The following is a 21,234-nucleotide window of genomic DNA, read 5'->3' as shown; positions in this document are numbered from 1 at the left end:
CCTGCGGCAGGGCTCGTTCGTCTTTCAGGAAGGGTTCATGACCGACGAAATCCAACAAGCGCCGGACACCGCCGGCGAAGCGCGGCGGATGCGCACCATCAAGAGCTTCGTGATGCGCGCCGGGCGCATGACGGAAGGGCAGCAGCGCGGCCTCGAGCTGGGCTGGCCGAAGTTCGGCCTGCAGCTGGAGGACGGCCTGCGTGACTTCGACCAGCTGTTCGGACGCACCGCGCCGCGCACCTTCGAGATCGGCTTCGGCATGGGCCACGCGACCCTGGAGATGGCCGCCGCGGCGCCGGAGCAGGACTTCATCGGCGTCGAGGTGCACAGGCCGGGCGTTGGCGCCCTGCTCAGCGGCGCCCTGGCGCAGGACCTGACCAACATCCGCGTGTACAGCTGCGATGCGCTGGACGTGCTGCGCCAGTGCGTGGCCGACGCCAGCCTGGATCGCGTGCTGCTGTTCTTCCCCGATCCCTGGCACAAGGCCAAGCACAACAAGCGCCGCATCGTGCAGCCGGCGTTCGCCGAGCTGGTGCGGCAGAAGCTCAGGGTCGGTGGCGTGCTGCACATGGCCACCGACTGGCAGCCCTATGCCGAGCACATGCTCGAGGTGATGAGCGCGGCGCCCGGCTACCGCAACCTGGCGGCGGACGGCGGCTACGTGCCGCGCCCGGAGGAGCGCCCGGTCACCAAGTTCGAGCGTCGCGGCGAGCGCCTCGGCCACGGCGTGTGGGACCTCAAGTTCCAGCGCGTCGACTGATCGAGATCGCGCAAGCCGGGCATCGCCCGGCTTGCGCGTTGCCGGCCACCCGGCAGGCGGGCCTCAGTTGCGCTCGGCCAGCATGCCGATGGCGACCAGGGTGGTGACCAGCACCGGCGCCAGGGTGTAGTTGTTCAGCTGCTCCAGCCCCCTGACCAGCCAGGGCGGCAGGTAGACGATGGCAGCGCCATACACTGCGGCGCAGAGGGCAACGAACATCAGGGTGCGCAGCACGAAGTTCATGCTGCCGACTCTCTGTTGCGTCCATGCCTTGAAGCTGGGGCCCAGTACGACCAGCAGGGCGGCCATCAGGCCCAGCGCGATCTCGTCGAGATGACCACGGCACCAGCGCGAAGCGGTGACGAAAAGCTCGAGCATGGCTTCCATGCAGACTCCTTGTCGGCGATCACAGAATTGACGCGCAGTCTATCAGGTTTTTGCGTGCTGCCAGCCGGGGGGCGGCAGCGGATGGTCGTAGCCCCGCGAACGGGGCTGGACGTCCTTTCAGGGCAGGAAGTGCTGCAGCAGGTCGTTGAGGAACAACTGGCCGCGGGCGGTGGGCCTGAGCCACTGCGGATCGCTGTCCAGCAGCCCGGCCGCGCGCGCCGCGGCGCAGCCCTCGGCGAGGGTGGCCAGCGGCAGGCCGGTGCGCTGCTCGAACAGCGCGGCCGGCACGCCCGCGGTGAGGCGCAGGGCGTTCATCAGGAACTCGAAGGGCAGCTCGCTCGCCTCCAGTACCCGCTCGCCGGCCTGGAAGCGCTTGGCCGGGTCGAGATAGTCCCTGGGCAGGCGGGTCTTCCAGCTGCGGCGGATGCGCCCGTCCGGCTCGCTCAGCTTGGCGTGGGCGCCGGCGCCGATGCCGAGGAAGTCGCCGAAGGTCCAGTAGTTGAGGTTGTGCCGGGCGCGGCGACCATCGCGGGCGTAGGCCGAGGTCTCGTACTGGGCGAAGCCCTCGGCGGCGAGCAGCGCCTGGCCGGCCTCCTGGATGTCCCAGAGGATGTCGTCCTTGGGGATCTCCGGCGGCTGGCTCCAGAACAGCGTGTTCGGCTCCAGGGTCAGCTGGTACCAGGACAGGTGGGTCGGCCCCAGGTCGATGGCCTGGCGCAGGTCGGCCAGCGCGCCTTCGACGTCCTGGCCGGGCAGGCCGTGCATCAGGTCGAGGTTGAAGTTGTCGAAGCCGGCCGCGCGGGCCATCCCGGCGGCGCGCACCGCCTCGAGGCCGTCGTGGATGCGCCCCAGTGCCTTGAGCTGCTCGGTCTGGAAGCTCTGCACGCCGATCGACAGGCGGTTGATGCCGAGGCTGCGGTAGTCGCGGAACTTGGCCTGCTCGAAGGTGCCGGGATTGGCCTCGAGGGTGATCTCGATGTCGCGGGCGAAGCCCAGGCGCCGCTCGACACCCTGCAGCAGGCTGTCGAGGGCGCGCGCCGAGAACAGGCTGGGTGTGCCGCCGCCGAAGAAGATCGAGCCCAGCTCGCGGCCGTGGGCGGCGGGAAGGTCAAGGTCGAGGTCGGCGAGCAGGGCGTCGACGTAGGCCTCCTCCGGCAGCTCGGGGCCGGCGGCATGGGAGTTGAAGTCGCAGTACGGACACTTGCGCACGCACCACGGGATGTGCACGTACAGCGCCAGCGGCGGCAGCTGGAACAGGCTCAAGCGAGCCCCAGCCGCTGCTTGAGCTGGGCCATGGCACGGGCGCGGTGGCTCAGGCGGTTCTTCTCGGCGGCGGGCAGCTCGGCGCTGGCGCAGTCGCATTCGGGCACCCAGAACAGCGGGTCGTAGCCGAACCCGTGCTCGCCGCGCGCCTCATGCAGGATGCGACCGTGCCAGATGCCCTCGCAGAGGATCGGCAGCGGGTCGTCGGCATGGCGGACCAGGGCCAGGGCGCAGACGAACTGGGCGCCGCGCTCGGCGTCCGGCACGTCCGCCAGTTCGGCGAGCAGCTTGGCGTTGTTGGCCGCGTCGTCCTTGCCGCCGGCGTAGCGCGCCGAGTAGATGCCCGGCGCGCCGCCGAGGGCGTCCACGGCGAGGCCGGAGTCGTCGGCCAGCGCCGGCAGGCCGGACACCCGGGCGGCGTGGCGGGCCTTGAGAATGGCGTTCTCGACGAACGACAGGCCGGTCTCTTCCGGTTCGACGGTGCTGAACTCGGCGACCGAGCGCACGCGCACGGCGTCGCCCAGCATGGCCTGCAGTTCCTTGAGCTTGCCGGCGTTGTGGCTGGCCAGCACCAGTTCGGTCAGGGCTTTCATTCGTCGGGGAACACTTCCTGGTTGAAGGTGAGGTTGTGGGTGGCGCCGCCTTCCTGCACCTTGAGGTCGAAGGTCAGCACCTCGCGCTCGGTCACCGGGAACTGCGCCAGGTGGTAGACCGCCTGCTTGTCGCCTTCACCCTCGCTGACGCGCTGGAAGGCCAGCGGCTTGCTCTGGCCGAGCAGGTTCTTCACCGTGCCGCTGACCGCGGCGGCCGGCACCGCCTTGCCGGCGCGCATCACGGCGACGTTGACCACGCCCTGGGTCTTGCTGCGGGTCAGCCCGGAGGCGGCGGCGATGTCCGGCTGCAGGAAGCTGGAGTTGAACACGTTGTAGTGCACCTCGAGGTCGCCGAAGCGTTGCAGACGCTCGGCGGCGGCCGGCAGGGCCAGGCTCAGGGTGAGCAGCATGAGAGCTAGACGACGCATGGGCAGTTCTCCTTTCAGCGGGTAACGCGGTAGATGCCGATCTCACCCAACAGATTAGGCCACAGCCGGGCGAGCGCACGCAGGCGGTGGTCGCGGTCCACGGCCAGGCGGTCGAGCACGCGCAGCTGCTGCTCGCGGCACAGCGCCTCGAAGTCGCGGAAGGTGCAGAAGTGGATGTTCGGTGTGTTGTACCAGGTGTAGGGCAGGAAATCGGAGCGCGGCATCTCGCCGCGGCGCGCCAGGTACCAGCGGCAGCGCCAGTGGCCGAAGTTGGGGAAGGTGATGATGCAGGTCTTGCCCACGCGCAGCATGTCGCGCAGCAGGCGGTCGGGGTAGTGCACGGCCTGCAGGGTCTGGGTCATCACCACCACGTCGAAGCTGTCGTCGCCGAAGTGGTCGAGGCCCTGGTCCAGGTCCTGCTCGATGACGTTGACGCCGTGGTCCAGGCATTGGGCGATCTTGTCCGGATCGCGCTCCAGGCCGTAGCCGTGCACCTGCTTGTGGTCGCGGAGGAAGGCCAGCAGTTCGCCGCTGCCGCAGCCGAGGTCGAGGACCCGGCTGCCGGAGGGGATCCATTCCTGAATGATTTCCAGATCGGCACGCATGTCGGACAGACTTCCTTACACGGCAATACGGTTCATGTAGCGACCGAAGCCCTGGATGTAGCGCGGGCTCGGGATGAGGAAGGCGTCGTGGCCGTGGGCCGACTCGATCTCCAGGTAGCTGACGTTCTTCTTCGCCGCCACCAGGGCGTCGACGATCTCCCGCGAGCGCGCCGGCGAGAAGCGCCAGTCGGTGGAGAAGGAGACCACGCAGAAGTTGGCGCGGGCCGGTTCGAGGGTCTTCACCAGGTCGCCGTCGTGGGCGGCGGCCGGGTCGAAGTAGTCCAGCGCCTTGGTCATCAGCAGGTAGGTGTTGGCGTCGAAGCGCCCGGAGAACTCCTCGCCTTGGTAGCGCAGGTAGCTCTCCACCTGGAACTCGACGCTGTGGAAGTCGTAGTTGAGCTGGTCGGTCTTCAGCTCGCGGCCGAATTTCTCGCCCATGGCGTCGTCGGACAGGTAGGTGATGTGGCCGACCATGCGCGCCAGCATCAGCCCGCGCTTGGGAATGGTGCCCTGTTCCTGGAAGTGGCCGCCATGGAACTCCGGGTCGGTGAGGATCGCCTGGCGTGCCACCTCGTTGAAGGCGATGTTCTGCGCCGACAGCTTGGGCGCCGAGGCGATCACCACGCAGTGGCGCAGGCGCTCGGGGTAGCTGATGCTCCACTGCAGGGCCTGCATGCCGCCGAGGCTGCCGCCGACCACCGCGGCCCACTGATTGATGCCGAGGGCGTCGGCCAGGCGTGCCTGGCTGTGCACCCAGTCCTCCACGGTCAGCACCGGGAAGTCGGCGCCGTAGGCGCGGCCGGTCTCCGGATTGCGGCTGCCGGGGCCGGTGGAGCCGTTGCAGCCGCCGAGGTTGTTGAGGCTGACGACGAAGAACTTGCGGGTGTCGATCGGCTTGCCGGGGCCGATGCAGCTGTCCCACCAGCCCGGCTTGCGGTCCTCGGGGCTGTGGTAGCCGGCGGCGTGGTGATGGCCGGAGAGCGCATGGCAGATCAGCACGGCGTTGCTGCGCTCGGCGTTGAGCGCGCCGTAGGTTTCGTAGACCAGCTCGTAGTCGGCCAGCTGGCGGCCGCAGGCGAGCGGGAGGGGATCCTTGAAATGCAGGACCTGGGGACTGACCAGGCCGACGGAATCTTCCGCGAAGACGGTGGGCATCGACCCTGCTCTCGAAAAGTGAAGTCGGCAAGTCTAAAGAGCGCGTCCCCGGGGGGCAAGGGCGCGGCGGATGCGGGCGTAGGGTGCGCCGTGCGCACCACCACCACGGCGATGGTGCGCATGGCGCAGCCTACATCGGGCGGCTGCCTTCGAGTTCGCCGGCCAGCTCGGCCGGCAGTTTCTGCGGCGCGCGGATGCGCACGCGCTTCTGCCGGTTGAGTTCGCCGCTCTCCAGCAGCACCTGGCTCTTGGCCACGCCGAAGGCCTTGCCGAGGAAGGCCAGCAGGTGGGCGTTGGCCTTGCCCTCCACCGGCGGCGCGGTGAGGCGGATCTTCAGGCGCTCGCCGTGCAGCCCGGCGAACTCGTCCTTGCTCGCCTTGGGCTGCAGGTGGCAGTCGAGGACCAGGTCCGCGCCGTCCCAGCGGAACCAAGCCATCAGAGGAACGGGCTGAGCAGCTGCGGCATCTGGCTCATCGCCGCGAGGTTGCGGATCACCAGCATGTCGACCAGATTCAGCGCGATGAAGGCGAAGATCGGCGAGATGTCCAGGCCGCCGAGATTGGGGAGCAGGCGGCGGATCGGCATCAGCAGCGGCTCGCAGATCTGGTTGATCAGCTGCGCCGCCGGGTTGTAGCTGCCCGGGGCGACCCAGGAGAGGATCACGCTGGCGATCAGGGCGAAGAAGAACACCTTGAGGAACAGCGCGGTGACGCCGATCACCGCCCAGATCAGCAGTTGCGGCAGCAGGGCGGCGATGCCGATGCCCATCAGCAGCAGGGTCAGCGCCATCAGCAGCAGCTGGACCAGGATCGCCAGCACCAGCGACGCCAGATCCAGCCCGCCGAAGCCGGGGATCACCTTGCGCAGCGGATTGAGCAGCGGCTTGGTGGCCTTGACCGCGAACTGGCTGAGCGGGTTGTAGAAGTCGGCGCGCACCAGCTGCAGGATGAAACGCAGCAGGACGATCAGCAGGTACAGGCTGCCGAGGGTCTGCAGCACGTAGATGGCCGCGGTATTGAGTCCGTTCATCGTGCCTCCTTACTGGCCGAGCTGCTCGGCGAGCTCCGCCGAGCGGTGGGCGGCGGCCTGCAGGGCCTGCTCGACCAGCGCCTCGAAGCCGCCGGCCTGGAAGGTCTTGATCGCCGCCTCGGTGGTGCCCTTGGGCGAGGTCACCCGGCGGCGCAGTTCGGCCGGGTCGACGTCGCTGGCCAGGGCCATGCGCGCGGCGCCGAGGGCGGTCTGCCGCGCCAGCAGGCTGGCGGTCTCGGCGGACAGGCCGAGGCGCTCGCCGGCGGCGGTCATCGCCTCCATGAGCAGGAAGAAGTAGGCCGGGCCGCTGCCGGACACGGCGGTGACCGCGTCGATCTGCGCCTCCTCGTCCAGCCACAGTGCCAGGCCGACCGCCTCCAGCAGTGCCTCGGCCTGGGCGCGCTGGGCGGCGCTGGTGCGCGCGTTGGCGTACAGGCCGCTGGCGCCCTCGCGCAGCAGCGCCGGGGTGTTGGGCATGCAGCGCACGATGGCCTTGGCGCCCAGCCAGCGCTCCAGGCTGGCGCAGGGAATGCCGGCGGCGATGGAGACGACCAGCGCGTCGGCCGGCAGCGCCGGGGCCAGCGCCAGGCAGACCTCCTTCATCACCTGCGGCTTGACCGCCAGCACCACGATGTCGGCGCCGGCCACCGCGACGGCGTTGTCGTCCAGCACGGCGATGCCGTGCTCGGCGGCGATGCGCTGGCGCTGCTCGGCCAGCGGCTCGCTGGCGCTGAGGTTGGCGGCGGGCAGGCCGCGGGCGAGCAGGCCGCCGATCAGGCTGGCGGCCATGTTGCCGGCGCCGATGAAGGCAATGCGGGGATGGTTCATGGGGGATTCCTTGGTCGTCGGGGAGGGCGGCGCCGGCTCAGGCGGCCGGGCCCTCGGAAGCATTTCGGGAAGCGTAGTCGCGGGCGCCGAACAACGCGCTGCCTATGCGCACCCAGCTGGCGCCCTCGGCGATGGCGGCCTCGAGGTCGTCGCTCATGCCCATCGACAGGGTGTCGAGCGGCAGCGGCAGGCTGTCGCGCAGGGCGCGAAGGCGGGCGAAGGCGGCGCGCTGGGCGGTGACATCGGAGGTGGGTTCGGGGATGGCCATCAGGCCGCGCAGGCGCAGGTTGGGCAGCGCCGCCACGGCGGCAGCCAGTGCCGGCAGTTCTTCGGGCGAGCAGCCGGACTTGCTGGCCTCGCCGCTGACGTTGACCTGCAGGCAGACGTTCAGCGGCGGCAGGTTGGCGGGGCGCTGGGCGGACAGGCGTTCGGCGATCTTCAGGCGGTCCACCGAGTGCACCCAGGCGAAGTGCTCGGCCAGCGGCCTGGTCTTGTTCGACTGGATCGGGCCGATGAAGTGCCAGGCGAGGTCGAGATCGGCCAGCTCGGCCTGCTTGGCCAGGGCCTCCTGCAGGTAGTTCTCGCCGAAGTCGCGCTGGCCGCAGGCGAAGGCCTCGCGCAGCGCTGCGGGCGGCTTGGTCTTGCTCACCGCCAGCAGCTGCACGCTGCCGGCGGCACGGCCGCCGGCTTGCTCTGCCTCACGGATGCGTGTTCGGACCTTTGCAATATTGTCTGGGATCGTGGACATTTGGTTCCGCTTCCTGCCCGGCCGCTGGCTGTCGCGGCATTCTACCCGCTAGTTTGTGATTGGGGACCCCCATGGATATTACCGAGCTGCTGGCCTTCAGCGCCAAGCAGGGCGCATCCGACCTGCACCTCTCCGCCGGCCTGCCGCCGATGATCCGCGTCGACGGCGACGTGCGTCGCATCAACCTGCCGCCGATGGAGCACAAGCAGGTGCATGCGCTGATCTACGACATCATGAACGACAAGCAGCGCAAGGATTACGAGGAGTTCCTCGAGACCGACTTCTCCTTCGAGGTGCCCGGCGTGGCGCGCTTCCGGGTCAACGCCTTCAACCAGAACCGCGGCGCCGGCGCAGTGTTCCGGACCATTCCCTCGCGGGTGCTGAGCATGGAAGACCTCGGCATGGGCGAGGTGTTCAAGAAGGTCTCCGACGTGCCGCGCGGCCTGGTGCTGGTCACCGGCCCGACCGGCTCGGGCAAGTCGACCACCCTGGCGGCGATGCTCGACTACATCAACAACACCAAGTACCACCACATCCTCACCATCGAGGATCCGATCGAATTCGTCCACGAGTCGAAGAAGTGCCTGGTCAACCAGCGCGAGGTGCACCGCGATACCCTCGGCTTCGCCGAGGCGCTGCGCTCGGCGCTGCGCGAGGACCCGGACATCATTCTGGTCGGCGAGATGCGCGACCTGGAAACCATCCGCCTGGCGCTGACCGCGGCGGAAACCGGCCACCTGGTGTTCGGCACCCTGCACACCACCTCGGCGGCCAAGACCATCGACCGTATCGTCGACGTGTTCCCCGCCGAGGAGAAGTCCATGGTCCGCTCCATGCTCTCCGAGTCGCTGCAGGCGGTGATCTCGCAGACCCTGCTGAAGAAGGTCGGCGGCGGCCGGGTGGCCGCCCACGAGATCATGATCGGCACCCCGGCGATCCGTAACCTGATCCGCGAGGACAAGGTGGCGCAGATGTACTCGGCGATCCAGACCGGCGGCGCGCTGGGCATGCAGACCCTCGACGCCTGTCTGAAGACGCTGGTGACCAAGGGGCTGGTCAGCCGCGAGGCCGCCCGCGAGAAGGCCAAGGCACCGGAAAGCATCTGATACAGTCTCCGGCGCGGCGGACGGCCGCGCCGGAACGTCGAGGAAATCCATGGAATTCGAGAAACTGCTGCGCCTGATGGTCGAGAAGGGCGGCTCCGACCTGTTCATCACCGCCGGCGTGCCGCCGTCGATGAAGGTCAACGGGCGCATCCTGCCGGTGACCAAGACCGCCATGTCGCCGGAGCAGACCCGCGAGACGGTGCTGGGCGTGATGAACGAGCACCAGCGCCGCGAGTTCGCCGGCAACCACGAGTGCAACTTCGCCATCAGCGCCCGCGGCATCGGCCGCTTCCGGGTCAGCGCCTTCTACCAGCGCAACCTGGTGGGCATGGTGCTGCGCCGCATCGAGACGCAGATCCCCACCTTCGACGAACTCCAGCTGCCCGAGGTGCTCAAGCAGCTGTCGATGACCAAGCGCGGCCTGGTGCTGTTCGTCGGCGCCACCGGCGCGGGCAAGTCCACCTCGCTGGCGGCGATGATCGGCTACCGCAACAAGAACTCGCAGGGGCACATCATCTCCATCGAGGACCCCATCGAGTTCATCCACCAGCACCAGGGCTGCATCGTCACCCAGCGCGAGGTGGGCATCGACACCGAGTCCTTCGAGGTGGCGCTGAAGAACACCCTGCGCCAGGCGCCGGACGTGATCATGATCGGCGAGGTGCGCACCCGCGAGACCATGGACTACGCGGTGGCCTTCGCCGAGACCGGTCACCTGTGCCTGGCCACCCTGCACGCCAACAACGCCAACCAGGCGCTCGACCGCATCATCCACTTCTTCCCGCCGGACCGTCACGAGCAGGTGTGGATGGACCTGTCGCTCAACCTCAAGGCCATCGTCGCCCAGCAGCTGGTGCCGACGCCCGATGGCAAGGGGCGCCGCGCGGTGATCGAGGTGCTGATCAACACGCCGCTGGCCGCCGACCTGATCCGCAAGGGCGAGGTGCACGAGCTGAAGAACCTGATGAAGCGCTCCACCGAGCAGGGCATGCAGACCTTCGACCAGGCGCTCTACCAGCTGTACAGCAATGCCGAGATCACCTACGAGGACGCCCTGGCCCACGCCGACTCGGCCAACGACCTGCGCCTGATGATCAAGCTCGGCTCGGAGACCGATGCCGAGCACCTGAGCAACCTGACCCGCAGTCTCAGCCTGGAAGGCAGCGACGAGCCGCAGAGCGGCCTGCGCCGGCGCTGAGGGGCCCGTCGGCGGAACGCCGCAGGCCGAGCGGGGTCAAACCGGGTGGCAGCCTCGGGCTGTCACCCCGTTTTCCGACTGGAGGGCAGCATGACGACACTGAACCGGGACACCCACAGCAAGACCATCGGCTACCTGCTGTGGATCTTCGGCTTTCTCGGCGCGCACCGCTTCTACTACGGGAGGCCGGTCACCGGCACCCTCTGGTTCTTCACCCTCGGCCTGCTCGGCATCGGCTGGCTGATCGACCTGTTGCTGATCCCCGGCATGGACCGCGAGGCCGACCTGCGCTATCACAGCGGGCGCACCAGCTACAACGTGGCCTGGGTCCTGCTGACCTTCCTCGGCGTGTTCGGCGTGCACCGCATGTACATGGGCAAGTGGATCACCGGCATCCTCTACCTGTGCACCGGCGGCTTCTTCCTCGTCGGCGTGCTCTACGACTTCTGGACGCTCAACGACCAGATCTCGATCCGCAACGCGCGCTGGTTCTGAGCGCGGCGCTGCAACGACAAGGCCCGCCGATCGGCGGGCCTTGTCGTTTGCGCTCGGTGCTCAGCCCTGGTGGCTGATGCGGCCGCCCTGCAGGGTGTGGCGCACCGCGCCGGGCAGGCAGTGGCCGAGGAACGGGCTGTTGCCGCCGCGCGACAGCCAGCGCTCGCCGGCCAGGGTCTGCGCCTTGGTGTCGAACAGCACCAGATCGGCATGCTCGCCGACGCCCAGCCGACCGACCGGCAGGCGCAGGGCAGCGGCGGGGCCGCAGGTCAGGCGGGCGAGCAGGGTCGGCAGGTCGAGCAGGCCGTCCTCGACCAGGGTCAGCGCCAGCGGCAGGAGAATCTCCACGCTGCTGATACCCGGCTCGGTGGCGCCGAACGGCGCCAGCTTGGCGTCCGGCTCGTGGGGCTGGTGGTGGCTGGCGATGGCCGACACCACGCCGGCCTTCACCGCCTCGCGCAGGGCGTCGCGGTCGGCGCGCGAGCGCAGCGGCGGCTGCACGTGATACAGGCTGGAGAAGCCGGTCAGCGCCTCGTCGGTGAGGATCAGCTGGTACAGCGCCACATCCGCGGTCACCGGCAGGCCGCGGGCCTGGGCCGCGGCGATCATCTCCACGCCGCGCGCGCTGGTCAGCTGGCTGAAGTGGGCGCGCACGCCGCTCTGCTCGACCAGCAGCAGGTCGCGGGCCAGGGCCACGGTCTCGGCGCTTTCCGGGATGCCCGGCAGGCCGAGGAAGCTGGCGGTGGGACCCTCGTGGGCCAGGCCACCCTCGGCCAGATCGGCATCCTGCGACTTGAACACCACGGTCAGATCGAAGGTGGCGGCGTATTCCAGGGCGCGGCGCAGCACGCGGTTGCCGGCCAGCGGCGCCAGGCCGTTGGTGAAGGCCACGCAGCCGGCGTCGCGCAGGGCGACCAGCTCGGCCAGCTGCTCGCCTTCCAGGCCCTTGGTCAGCGCGCCGATGGGGAACACGCGGGCGTGGCCGGCCGCTGCGGCGCGATCGAGGATCAGCTCGACCACCGCCGAGGTGTCCAGCACCGGCTTGGTGCGCGGCGGGCAGCACAGGCTGGTGACGCCGCCGGCGGCGGCGGCGCGGGTTTCGCTGGCGATGCTGCCCTTGCGGGTGTAGCCCGGCTCGCGCAGGCTCACCGCCAGGTCGACCAGCCCGGGTGCGGCGATCAGGCCGTGGGCGGAGATCTGCTGCTCGGCATCGAAGCCGGCCGGGGCCGCGCCGAGGGCGGCGATGCGGCCGCCTTCGATGTGGATGTCGCTGACCTGGTCGAGGCCGCTGGCCGGATCGATGACGCGGGCGCCGTGGATGCTGACTTTCACTGGCCGTCTCCCTGTGCGAGCTGGCGCTGGGCCTGCTGGCCGCTCATGGCCATGGACAGGACCGCCATGCGGATGGCAATGCCGTAGGTTACCTGGTTGAGAATCACCGACTGGGCGCCGTCGGCCACCGCCGACTCGATCTCCACGCCGCGGTTGATCGGCCCCGGGTGCATGACGATGGCGTCCGGCTTGGCCAGCGCCAGGCGCTGCTCGCTGAGGCCGTAGAGCTTGTAGAACTCGCCCTGGCTGGGCAGCAGGCCGCCCTGCATGCGCTCGCGCTGCAGGCGCAGCATGATCACCACGTCGACGTCCTTGAGGCCTTCGGCGAGGTCGGTGTAGGCGCGCACGCCGTACTGCTCGATGCCGACCGGCAGCAGGGTCTTCGGTGCGATCACGCGGATGTCCGGGCAGCCGAGGGTCTTCAGCGCCAGCATGTTGGAGCGCGCCACCCGCGAGTGCAGGATGTCGCCGACGATGGCCACCGAGAGGTTCTCGAAGCCGCCCTTGTGGCGGCGGATGGTCAGCATGTCGAGCATGCCCTGGGTCGGGTGGGCGTGGCGGCCGTCGCCGCCGTTGATGATGGCCACGTCGGGGCAGACGTGCTCGGCGATGAAGTGCGCGGCGCCCGAGTCGGCGTGGCGCACCACGAACATGTCGGCGGCCATCGCCTCGAGGTTGCGCAGGGTGTCGAACAGGGTCTCGCCCTTGCTGGTCGAGGAGGTCGACACGTTGAGGGTGATCACGTCGGCGGACAGGCGCTTGGCGGCCAGCTCGAAGGTGGTGCGGGTGCGCGTGGAGTTCTCGAAGAACACGTTGCACACGGTCTTGCCGCGCAGCAGCGGCACCTTCTTCACCGCGCGCGCACCGACCTCGAGGAAGGAGTCGGCGGTGTCGAGGATCTCGGTGAGCAGCTCGCGGGGCAGGCCGTCGAGCGAGAGGAAATGGCGCAGCTGGCCCTGGTCGTTGAGCTGCAACGGGCGCTTGGCGTCGGTTGGCGTCATCGCGGAAATTCTCAGTGGGAGGCGGCGAGGGTCTGCAGCTCGAGGGCGAGCGGTGCGGGACCGTGCAATTTTACCCGCTGGTCGGGGGCCAGCGACAGGGTGGCGCCGAGCACGTCGGCGCGGATCGGCAGCTCGCGGGCGTCCAGGTCGAGCAGGCAGGCCAGGGTCACGCTGGCCGGGCGGCCGTAGTCGAACAGGGCGTTGAGCGCCGCGCGCACGGTGCGCCCGCTCATCAGCACGTCGTCGATCAGTACCAGGTGGCGGTCCTCGACATCGAACGGCAGCGCCGAGGGCTGCACCTGCGGGTGCAGGCCGTGGCGGCTGAAGTCGTCGCGGTAGAAGGACACGTTGAGCACGCCCAGCGCGGTGTCGTCCTGGCCGAGCTCGGCGAGCAGGGCGCGGGCCACCCACACGCCGCCGGTGTGGATGCCGACGAACAGCGGGTCGCGGATGCCGCGGCGGTCGAGATGGGCGCGCAGGTCGGCAGCCATCTGCGACAGCAGGGCGGCGGGATCGGGCAGGGTCATGGGCACTCCTCGGGCAGTCAAAGCGGGTGGGCGGGCTGCTGTTCCAGCCAGCCCTCGAGCAGCAGGGCGGCGGCCAGGGCGTCCACCGGGCGTTCACGATAGCCGCCGCGCTGGCCCTCGGCCAGGCGCCGGCCCTTGGCCTCGAAGGTGGTCAGGCGCTCGTCGTGGGTGAACACCGGCAGGTTGAAGCGGCCGTGCAGGCGGCGGGCGAACTTCTCGGCGCGGGCGCTCATCTCGCTGGGCGTGCCGTCCATGTTCAGCGGCAGGCCGACGACGATGGCGTCCGGCTGCCACTCCTTGACCAGTCGTTCGATCTGGCTCCAGTCCGGCACGCCGTTCTGCGCCTTGAGCACGCACAGCTCGCGGGCCTGGCCGGTGATCGCCTGGCCGACGGCGACGCCGATCTGCCGGGTGCCGTAGTCGAAGCCGAGCAGCAGGCGCGGGGCGCTCATGCGTGGCCGGCCTGGCTGGTGAGCAGGCCGAGGTCGACGCCCAGCTCCGCGGCGGCGCGCTGCAGGCGCTGGTCGGCGGCGACGTCGAACAGCACCGTCGGCTCGGCCGGGCAGGTCAGCCAGGCGTTGTCGATCAGCTCGGCCTCCAGCTGGCCGGCTTCCCAGCCGGCGTAGCCGAGGGCGATCAGGTGGCGGTCCGGGCCGCTGCCGTCGGCGATGGCCAGCAGCACGTCCTGCGAGGTGGACAGTGCCAGCTCGCCCAGCTCGAGGGTGGCCTGGTAGTGCCAGCCGTGCGGATGGAGGACGAAGCCGCGGTCGGTATGAACCGGGCCGCCGGCGTAGATCGGCACCTGCCGGCAGTGTTCGGCCGGTTCGCTGCCGGGGCGCAGCTGTTCGAGCACGTCGGCCAGGTCGAGTTCGCCGGGGCGATTGACCACCAGACCCATGGCGCCGTGCTGGTTGTGCTCGACCAGGTAGATCAGCGTCTGGGCGAAGTTGGGATCGGCCATGTGCGGCATGGCGATCAGGAAGTGGTGCTTGAGGTAGCCGGAGTCTGTGTTCATGGGCCCTAGTTTCGGCGGTGGGGGCAGTCGCTGCAAGGGGCCGTACGCCCTGGCTGGTGCGGCCTCAGTAGCTGCCGAGGCGGTCGCCGCGCTCGAAGCGCCAGGTGCGGATGATCTCCAGCACGTCGACGTCGCTGAGGTCGCCGCTGAACGGCGCGAAGGGTGCGGACAGGCGCACGATGCGCAGGGCGGCCTGGTCGAGGATCGGCTGGCCGGAGGACTCCAGCACCTGCACCTCGCGCAGGGTGCCGTCGCGGTTGATCGCCACCAGCAGGCGCAGGTTGCCGTAGATGCGCTCGCGACGGGCGGCGTCGGGATAGTTGAGGTTGCCGACCCGCTCGACCTTGCGCCGCCATTCCTCCTTGTACCAGGCACCCTTGTCGCGCATGGTCGAGGCGGCGTTGAGACGGTGGATGCGCGGGCGCTTGGCGTACAGCTGGCGCTCGTGGCTGAGCTGGGCTTCCAGGCTGGCGATCTCCGAGGACAGCTGGCTGCTGTCGAATTCCGGCGCCTTCTGTGCCGGCTGCGGCGGGCGCGGGGTTTCCGCCTTGGCCTGGGTCTTCTGCGGCTGCGGCGTGCGGGTGGCGACCGCGGCCTTGCTCGGCTGCGGCGGCTGGCTGGCCTTGGGCTGTGCCGGCGGCTCGATGCGGCGGATCTCGCTGTCCTGGAACGGCGCCAGCTCGGTGGTCTTCGGCGTGGCCTTGTGCTCCAGGCTGCCGCTGCCCTGCTGGTCGTGCTGGGCGAGGAAGTCGGCCTGCCTGGGCTTCTCCGCGCTCCTGAAGCTGGCCAGGGTGACGTCGAGGGTCTTGCTCACCAGGCTCGGCTCGGGCAGGGCGAAGCTCACGCCGAGGATCAGCGCCAGGTGCACGGCGGCGGCGAGGAACAGGGTGAAGCCCAGACGGTCCGCCGGGCGCACGCCGGCGGAGCTGGGGTAGGAGGTGTGGACGGCAGCGTTCATCGGTTGGCGCATGGCAGGGAGTCGGCGCAGTCTGCCGCCGGCTCCGGCAAAAGTCCATGAAGTGCTCCGCGCCTTGGCGCTTTGCCACGGCGTGCCGCCGTCTGCGGCTCAGCCCTGGCGAGCGGCCAGCTTGCCGGCGATCGCGTCCATCAGTTGGCCGGCGATGTCGGTGCCGAAGGCGGCGTCGATCTCGCGGATGCAGGTCGGGCTGGTCACGTTGATCTCGGTGAGGTGCTCGCCGATCACGTCGAGACCGACGAACAGCAGGCCCTTGTCGCGCAGGGTCGGGCCGACCTGGGCGGCGATCCAGCGGTCGCGCTCGGTCAGCGGGCGCGCCTCGCCGCGCCCGCCGGCGGCCAGGTTGCCGCGCGTCTCGCCCTGCGCCGGGATGCGCGCCAGGCAGTAGGGCACCGGCTCGCCGTCGATCATCAGGATGCGCTTGTCGCCGTCCTTGATCGCCGGCAGGTAGCGCTGCGCCATGATCTGCCGGCTGCCGTGGGCGGTCAGGGTCTCGAGGATCACCGACAGGTTGGGGTCGCCGTGGCGGTGGTGGAAGATCGACGAGCCGCCCATGCCGTCCAGGGGTTTGAGAATGATGTCACGCTGCTCGTCGGCGAACTCGCGCAGAATGTCGACGCGCCGGCTCACCAGGGTCGGCGGAGTGCACTGCGGGAAGCGGGTGGCGAACAGCTTCTCGTTGCAGTCGCGCAGGCTCTGCGGGCGGTTGACCACCAGCAGGCCCTCGCGCTCGGCCTGCTCGAGCAGGTGGGTGCAATAGAGGAACTCGTTGTCGAAGGGCGGATCCTTGCGCATCAGGACCACGTCCAGTTCGTGCAGGGCCAGATCCTGCTCGTCGTCGAGGTGGAACCAGTGCTTGGGGTCATGGATGACCTGCAGCGGCCGCGTGCGGGCGCGTACCTGGCCGTCGCGCAGGTAGAGGTCGCTCTGCTCCATGTAGAACAGCGACCAGCCGCGGGCCTGGGCGGCGAACAGCATGGCCAGCGAGCTGTCCTTCTTGAAGGCGATGCGGGCGATGGGATCCATGACGATGCCCAGGCGAACGCTCATAAGGGAAGTCCTCCACAACGAAACCACGGCTTGGCAGCCGAACAAGGCGATTGACGGTAGCCCAAGGTGGCCGCGAGTTTGCCTTGAGTCAAGGAAAAACCTTGCACTTCCGGGGCTTATGGCTTTGCTTCGGAATAGTGTGCTAAAAAGCCCCGGCGATCAGGTTGCAGCCCGTGAGTGGCAGCGCTGCATGCGTATGGGCGATGGACAACAACGACTCACCGAGGCAATGGTAGGGCAGACATGGATCAACACTCCGAAGGCTTGAAAGTCATGGTGATCGACGATTCGAAGACGATTCGTCGGACCGCCGAAACGCTGCTGAAGAAAGTGGGTTGTGACGTCATCACTGCCGTCGACGGTTTCGATGCCCTGGCCAAGATCGCCGACTCGCATCCGAACATCATCTTCGTCGACATCATGATGCCGCGCCTGGATGGCTACCAAACCTGCGCCCTGATCAAGAATAATAGTGCGTTCAAATCCACGCCGGTGATCATGCTGTCCTCCAAGGACGGTCTGTTCGACAAGGCCAAGGGACGTATCGTCGGCTCCGACCAGTACCTGACCAAGCCCTTCAGCAAGGAGGAGCTGCTCGGTGCGATCAAGGCGCACGTTCCGGGCTTTGTGCCGGTGGAGCAAGCAACCACCTGACGTCCGGCCTTCCGGCTGCCGACGCGTGCCTTTTTTTGGGGGATTCCATGGCTCGTATTCTGATTGTTGATGACTCGCCGACCGAGATGTACAAGCTGACCGCCATGCTCGAAAAGCATGGCCATCAGGTACTCAAGGCGGAGAACGGCGCCGACGGTGTCGCCCTGGCGCGCCAGGAAAAGCCCGACGTGGTGCTGATGGACGTGGTCATGCCGGGGCTCAACGGTTTCCAGGCCACCCGTCAGCTGACCAAGGATCCGGAAACCGGTCACATTCCGGTCATCATCGTCACCACCAAGGATCAGGAAACCGATAAGGTCTGGGGCAAGCGCCAGGGCGCGCGCGACTACCTGACCAAGCCGGTCGAAGAAGACACCCTGCTCAAGACCATCGCCGCCGTCCAGGCTGGCTGAGGGGCGGAGCACGACAACCCCAGACAAGAAGAAGGCCAGGGCCGGCATGTCCGATGTCATCACACCTTTCCAGCGACTGCTCGGCATCGACCAGCTCTGCCGGCGCTATTCCGCGGGCCTGCCGGCCCAGCAGGAAGTGGCGCAGAGCTGGAGCGGCATCGGCTTTCGCATGGGCGCGCGGCTGTTCGTCTCGCCGATGGGCGAGGTCACCGAAGTCCTGCACGAGCCGCGCTACACCCTGCTGCCCGGGGTCAAGAACTGGGTGAAGGGCGTCGCCAACGTGCGCGGACGCCTGCTGCCGATCATGGATCTGTGCGGCTTCCTGGGGGGCGAACTGTCGCCGCTGCGCAAGCAGCGCCGGGTGCTGGTGGTCGAGCACGACAAGGTGTTCGCCGGCCTGGTGGTCGACGAAGTGTTCGGCATGCAGCACTTCTCCGTGGAAGCCTTCACCGAGCAGCTGCCGCCGCTCGAGGCGGCTCTCCAGCCCCTGATTCATGGCGTGTTCCTGCGCGAGCGACCCTGGCTGGTATTCAGCCCGCATGCGCTGGCCAGGGAGCAGGCGTTTCTCGATGTTGCCGTATAGCTACAGCTAGATCTTTCGGGCGGGTCGGCGTTGCCGGCCCGCGGTGTTACTTGGGATCCGTTTCAGTGTGGAAGGTCCAGGCGGGGGCCAGACGATGAAAAAACTCAACGCAGGCAATCTGTTCACCGGCATGCGCAGCAGCACGCTGATCGGGGGGCTGTTCGCCATCCTGATCGTCTCCGTGGTGCTGCTGTTCGCCAACTTCGCGTACCTCAACCAGCAGGCCGAGCACGACAAGCAGTATATCGGCCACGCCGGCGAGCTGCGACTGCTGTCGCAGGGGATCGCCAAGAACGCCATCGAGGCGGCGGCGGGCAAGGGCGAAGCCTTCGCCCTGCTGAAGAGCGAGCGCGACGACTTCCAGCAGCGCTGGGACTGGGTGGCCAAGGGTGACCCGGCCACCGGCCTGCCGGCCAGCCCGGAGGCGGTCGCCGCCGACATGGCCGCCCTGGAGGGCGAGTGGACGCGCCTGCGCGACAGCGCCGACGCCATCCTGGCCAGCCAGCAGACCGTGCTGTCGCTGCACCAGGTGGCCGAGACCCTGGCCGAGACCATTCCGCAGCTGCAGGCCGAATACGAGGAAGTGGTGGACATCCTCCTCGAGAACGGCGCTTCGCCCGACCAGGTGGCGGTGGCCCAGCGCCAGACCCTGCTGGCCGAGCGTATCCTCGCCTCGGTGAACAAGGTGCTCGCTGGCGCCGAGGACTCGGTGCAGGCCGCCGACAGCTTCGGCCGCGACGCCAGCCTGTTCGGTCGCGTACTGAAAGGCATGAACGAGGGCAACCCGGCGATGTCGATCACCAAGGTGACCGATGCCGAGGCGATCAGCCGCCTCAACGAGATTTCCGAACTGTTCGCCTTCGTTTCCGGTTCGGTGGACGAGATCCTCGAGACCTCGCCGCAGCTGTTCCAGGTGCGCGAGTCCGCCAACAACATCTTCGGCGTGTCGCAGAAGGTGCTGGAGCACACCACCCAGCTGGCCGACGACTTCGAAGGCCTGGTCGAAGAGCGCGCCTTCAACACCCTGGCCGGCTACCTGCTGGGCCTGGTGGCGCTGGCCTCGATCATGCTGATGGCGTTGATCCTGGTACGCGATACCCGCGGCCGTCTGGCCGAGACCGCCGAGAAGAACGACCGCAACCAGACCGCGATCCTGCGTCTGCTCGACGAGATCGGCGACCTCGCCGACGGTGACCTGACCGTGCAGGCCACGGTGACCGAGGACTTCACCGGCGCCATCGCCGACTCGATCAACTACTCCATCGACCAGCTGCGCGACCTGGTGGAAACCATCAACCAGACCGCCGTGCAGGTGGCCGCCGCCGCCCAGGAAACCCAGGCCACCGCGATGCACCTGGCCGAGGCTTCCGAGCACCAGGCCCAGGAAATCGCCGGCGCCTCCGCGGCGATCAACGAGATGGCGGTCTCCATCGACCAGGTATCGGCCAACGCCGCCGAATCCTCCGCGGTGGCGGAGCGCTCGGTGGCCATCGCCAACAAGGGCAATGAGGTGGTGCAGAACACCATCGCCGGCATGGACAACATCCGCGAGCAGATCCAGGACACCTCCAAGCGGATCAAGCGTCTCGGTGAATCGTCCCAGGAGATCGGTGACATCGTCAGCCTGATCAACGACATTGCCGACCAGACCAACATCCTGGCACTCAACGCGGCGATCCAGGCATCCATGGCCGGTGACGCCGGTCGCGGCTTCGCCGTGGTTGCGGACGAAGTACAGCGCCTCGCGGAACGCTCCTCGGCGGCGACCAAGCAGATCGAGGCACTGGTGAAGACCATCCAGACCGACACCAACGAGGCGGTCATCTCGATGGAGCAGACCACCACCGAGGTGGTGCGCGGTGCCCGTCTGGCACAGGACGCCGGTGTGGCCCTGGAAGAGATCGAGAAGGTATCGCGCAGCCTCGCGGCGCTGATCCAGAACATCTCCAACGCCGCCCGCCAGCAGTCCTCCTCGGCCGGCCACATCTCCAACACCATGTACGTGATTCAGGAAATCACCACGCAGACCTCGTCGGGTACCACCGCGACGGCGCGCAGCATCGGTACCCTGGCCAAGATGGCCAGCGACATGCGCAAGTCGGTATCCGGTTTCACCCTGCCGGAACGCCGGGAACAGGCCTGAAACCATGGAGCGCGGCAGCCTGAACGGGCTGCCGCCGGACGAGCATGAGCGAGGGGCGCGGCATGCAGCCAAGCGCGGTCTGGGCGATGAAGCCGCTGCCCGATATCACGGCAGCGGAATTCCGTGCCTGGCAGGAATTGCTGGAAACCCGCAGCGGCATGGTGCTCAACGAGCAGCGCCGCGCCTTCCTGCAGACCACCCTGGGCAAGCGCCTGCGCGAGCTGGGGCTGGACAGCTACGCCAGCTACTACCAGCAGGTGACCGACGGCCCGCGCGGTGCTGTGGAGTGGTCGCACCTGATGGACCGCCTGACCGTGCAGGAAACCCGTTTCTTCCGTCATCCCGCGTCCTACGAGTATCTCGCCGGTTACCTGCGTGAGCGGCTGGAGCAACTTGAGCGCGGACGTGCCTGGCAGCTGTGGAGCGTGGGCTGCTCCAGCGGCGAGGAGGCCTACTCGCTGGCAGTGGTGGCGGCGGAGGTGCAGCGCGAGGCCGGTCTGGAAGGGCGCCGCTTCGGCGTCACCGGCACCGACCTCAGCCTCAGCGCCCTGGCCCGGGCCCGCGAGGGGCGCTACGGCGCCCGGCGGGTCGGCGAGCTGCCTGCCGAGCTGCTGGAGCGCTACTTCCTGGACCAGTCCGACGGCAGCTACCAGGTCTGCGAGTCCCTGCGCGAACGCGTCTGCTTTGCCCGACTGAACGTGCTCGAACTCGAGCGTGCGCCGCAGCGCGGCATGGATGTCATCTTCTGTCAGAACCTGCTGATCTACTTTCGGCGCTGGCGCCGGCGCGAGATCCTGTCGCGCCTGGTCGAGCGTCTGGTACCGGGCGGGCTGCTGGTGATCGGCGTCGGCGAAGTGGCCGACTGGCGTCACCCGCAGCTGCAGCCGGTCGCCGATGAGCGGGTTCTGGCCTTTACCCGAAAGGGGTAACCATGATCAATGTGTG

The 21,234-nt window shown here is 68.5% G+C and carries 26 protein-coding genes; 9 read left to right on the top strand and 17 right to left on the bottom strand.

The features are described 5' to 3' along the window. Positions 1-88: 88 nt before the first annotated feature. Positions 89-760, top strand: coding sequence for a tRNA (guanosine(46)-N7)-methyltransferase TrmB (trmB, locus tag RA210_RS17280; RefSeq protein ID WP_218569059.1), 672 nt, complete (start codon positions 89-91; stop codon positions 758-760). Positions 761-823: 63 nt separating this feature from the next. Here the strand turns inward: trmB and RA210_RS17275 are convergent, their stop codons facing one another. The 10 genes from RA210_RS17275 to RA210_RS17230 all read right to left on the bottom strand — a co-directional run bounded on the left by RA210_RS17275 (position 824) and on the right by RA210_RS17230 (position 7,796). Beyond that, on the bottom strand, positions 824-1,147 hold the full coding sequence (locus RA210_RS17275) for a DUF3392 domain-containing protein (protein WP_136490445.1): 324 nt from the start codon (positions 1,145-1,147) through the stop codon (positions 824-826). Positions 1,148-1,264: 117 nt separating this feature from the next. After that, positions 1,265-2,386: a radical SAM family heme chaperone HemW gene (gene hemW / locus RA210_RS17270; RefSeq protein ID WP_372239884.1), complete on the bottom strand. Its 1,122-nt coding sequence runs from the start codon at positions 2,384-2,386 to the stop codon at positions 1,265-1,267. Positions 2,387-2,406: 20 nt separating this feature from the next. Then, complete coding sequence (gene rdgB, locus RA210_RS17265; RefSeq protein ID WP_136490447.1) at positions 2,407-3,003, bottom strand: RdgB/HAM1 family non-canonical purine NTP pyrophosphatase; 597 nt, start codon at positions 3,001-3,003, stop codon at positions 2,407-2,409. Beyond that, positions 3,000-3,431 (bottom strand): DUF4426 domain-containing protein, encoded by a 432-nt coding sequence (locus tag RA210_RS17260; protein ID WP_136490448.1) that lies wholly within the window; start codon positions 3,429-3,431, stop codon positions 3,000-3,002. Before RA210_RS17260 ends, rdgB begins: the two co-directional genes overlap by 4 nt. A gap of 14 nt (positions 3,432-3,445) precedes the next feature. Beyond that, a complete protein-coding gene (gene metW / locus RA210_RS17255) occupies positions 3,446-4,036 on the bottom strand; it encodes a methionine biosynthesis protein MetW (RefSeq protein ID WP_136490449.1) in 591 nt (196 codons plus the stop codon). Positions 4,037-4,051: 15 nt separating this feature from the next. Further along, positions 4,052-5,191 carry a homoserine O-succinyltransferase MetX gene (metX, locus tag RA210_RS17250; protein WP_136490450.1) on the bottom strand — a complete coding sequence of 380 codons (1,140 nt, stop codon included), beginning with the start codon at positions 5,189-5,191 and terminating at the stop codon, positions 4,052-4,054. A 130-nt stretch (positions 5,192-5,321) separates the two neighbouring features. Continuing rightward, on the bottom strand, positions 5,322-5,627 hold the full coding sequence (locus RA210_RS17245; RefSeq protein ID WP_136490451.1) for a DUF167 domain-containing protein: 306 nt from the start codon (positions 5,625-5,627) through the stop codon (positions 5,322-5,324). Further along, entirely contained in the window at positions 5,627-6,220 is a 594-nt protein-coding gene (locus RA210_RS17240; protein ID WP_136490452.1) for a YggT family protein, read from the bottom strand. The genes RA210_RS17245 and RA210_RS17240 overlap by 1 nt, the downstream gene beginning before the upstream one ends. A gap of 9 nt (positions 6,221-6,229) precedes the next feature. Continuing rightward, complete coding sequence (gene proC / locus RA210_RS17235) at positions 6,230-7,048, bottom strand: pyrroline-5-carboxylate reductase (RefSeq protein ID WP_201487410.1); 819 nt, start codon at positions 7,046-7,048, stop codon at positions 6,230-6,232. 37 nt (positions 7,049-7,085) lie between these two features. Next, positions 7,086-7,796 (bottom strand): YggS family pyridoxal phosphate-dependent enzyme, encoded by a 711-nt coding sequence (locus tag RA210_RS17230; protein ID WP_136490454.1) that lies wholly within the window; start codon positions 7,794-7,796, stop codon positions 7,086-7,088. Between the two features lie 71 nt (positions 7,797-7,867). On the opposite strand from RA210_RS17230, the gene RA210_RS17225 reads away from it, so the two are divergent. The 3 genes from RA210_RS17225 to RA210_RS17215 all read left to right on the top strand — a co-directional run bounded on the left by RA210_RS17225 (position 7,868) and on the right by RA210_RS17215 (position 10,595). Continuing rightward, entirely contained in the window at positions 7,868-8,902 is a 1,035-nt protein-coding gene (locus tag RA210_RS17225) for a type IV pilus twitching motility protein PilT (RefSeq protein ID WP_136490455.1), read from the top strand. 49 nt (positions 8,903-8,951) lie between these two features. Further along, on the top strand, positions 8,952-10,100 hold the full coding sequence (locus tag RA210_RS17220; protein ID WP_136490456.1) for a PilT/PilU family type 4a pilus ATPase: 1,149 nt from the start codon (positions 8,952-8,954) through the stop codon (positions 10,098-10,100). A 90-nt stretch (positions 10,101-10,190) separates the two neighbouring features. Then, a complete protein-coding gene (locus RA210_RS17215) occupies positions 10,191-10,595 on the top strand; it encodes an NINE protein (RefSeq protein WP_136490457.1) in 405 nt (134 codons plus the stop codon). A gap of 60 nt (positions 10,596-10,655) precedes the next feature. On the opposite strand, the gene RA210_RS17210 is transcribed toward RA210_RS17215, so the two are convergent. The 7 genes from RA210_RS17210 to gshB all read right to left on the bottom strand — a co-directional run bounded on the left by RA210_RS17210 (position 10,656) and on the right by gshB (position 16,496). Then, on the bottom strand, positions 10,656-11,927 hold the full coding sequence (locus tag RA210_RS17210) for a dihydroorotase (protein ID WP_136490458.1): 1,272 nt from the start codon (positions 11,925-11,927) through the stop codon (positions 10,656-10,658). Further along, on the bottom strand, positions 11,924-12,928 hold the full coding sequence (locus RA210_RS17205) for an aspartate carbamoyltransferase catalytic subunit (protein ID WP_136490459.1): 1,005 nt from the start codon (positions 12,926-12,928) through the stop codon (positions 11,924-11,926). Before RA210_RS17205 ends, RA210_RS17210 begins: the two co-directional genes overlap by 4 nt. An 11-nt stretch (positions 12,929-12,939) precedes the next feature. After that, positions 12,940-13,455: a bifunctional pyr operon transcriptional regulator/uracil phosphoribosyltransferase PyrR gene (gene pyrR / locus RA210_RS17200; RefSeq protein ID WP_136490460.1), complete on the bottom strand. Its 516-nt coding sequence runs from the start codon at positions 13,453-13,455 to the stop codon at positions 12,940-12,942. Positions 13,456-13,472: 17 nt separating this feature from the next. After that, complete coding sequence (gene ruvX / locus RA210_RS17195) at positions 13,473-13,907, bottom strand: Holliday junction resolvase RuvX (RefSeq protein WP_136490461.1); 435 nt, start codon at positions 13,905-13,907, stop codon at positions 13,473-13,475. Continuing rightward, positions 13,904-14,470 (bottom strand): YqgE/AlgH family protein, encoded by a 567-nt coding sequence (locus RA210_RS17190; protein WP_136490462.1) that lies wholly within the window; start codon positions 14,468-14,470, stop codon positions 13,904-13,906. Before RA210_RS17190 ends, ruvX begins: the two co-directional genes overlap by 4 nt. 64 nt (positions 14,471-14,534) lie before the next feature. Next, positions 14,535-15,428 carry an energy transducer TonB gene (locus tag RA210_RS17185; protein WP_201487409.1) on the bottom strand — a complete coding sequence of 298 codons (894 nt, stop codon included), beginning with the start codon at positions 15,426-15,428 and terminating at the stop codon, positions 14,535-14,537. A 108-nt stretch (positions 15,429-15,536) separates the two neighbouring features. Then, on the bottom strand, positions 15,537-16,496 hold the full coding sequence (gene gshB, locus RA210_RS17180; RefSeq protein WP_136490464.1) for a glutathione synthase: 960 nt from the start codon (positions 16,494-16,496) through the stop codon (positions 15,537-15,539). A gap of 243 nt (positions 16,497-16,739) precedes the next feature. On the opposite strand from gshB, the gene pilG reads away from it, so the two are divergent. The 5 genes from pilG to RA210_RS17155 all read left to right on the top strand — a co-directional run bounded on the left by pilG (position 16,740) and on the right by RA210_RS17155 (position 21,218). Next, entirely contained in the window at positions 16,740-17,150 is a 411-nt protein-coding gene (gene pilG, locus RA210_RS17175) for a twitching motility response regulator PilG (RefSeq protein WP_136490465.1), read from the top strand. Positions 17,151-17,197: 47 nt separating this feature from the next. Further along, on the top strand, positions 17,198-17,563 hold the full coding sequence (gene pilH / locus RA210_RS17170; protein WP_136490466.1) for a twitching motility response regulator PilH: 366 nt from the start codon (positions 17,198-17,200) through the stop codon (positions 17,561-17,563). 46 nt (positions 17,564-17,609) lie between these two features. Beyond that, on the top strand, positions 17,610-18,146 hold the full coding sequence (locus tag RA210_RS17165; RefSeq protein ID WP_201487408.1) for a chemotaxis protein CheW: 537 nt from the start codon (positions 17,610-17,612) through the stop codon (positions 18,144-18,146). A gap of 94 nt (positions 18,147-18,240) precedes the next feature. Then, positions 18,241-20,289: a methyl-accepting chemotaxis protein gene (locus RA210_RS17160; protein ID WP_201487407.1), complete on the top strand. Its 2,049-nt coding sequence runs from the start codon at positions 18,241-18,243 to the stop codon at positions 20,287-20,289. A 62-nt stretch (positions 20,290-20,351) separates the two neighbouring features. After that, the gene (locus tag RA210_RS17155; RefSeq protein WP_201487406.1) at positions 20,352-21,218 is read left to right on the top strand and encodes a CheR family methyltransferase; all 867 of its coding nucleotides are present in this window, start codon (positions 20,352-20,354) and stop codon (positions 21,216-21,218) included. The last annotated feature ends 16 nt before the right edge of the window (positions 21,219-21,234 follow it).

This window comes from Pseudomonas sp. OF001 (genome assembly GCF_904426495.1).
Classification (GTDB): Bacteria; Pseudomonadota; Gammaproteobacteria; order Pseudomonadales; family Pseudomonadaceae; genus Geopseudomonas.
Note: the sequence above shows the minus strand (reverse complement) of the source record. Positions and strands in the feature narration are given on the sequence as shown.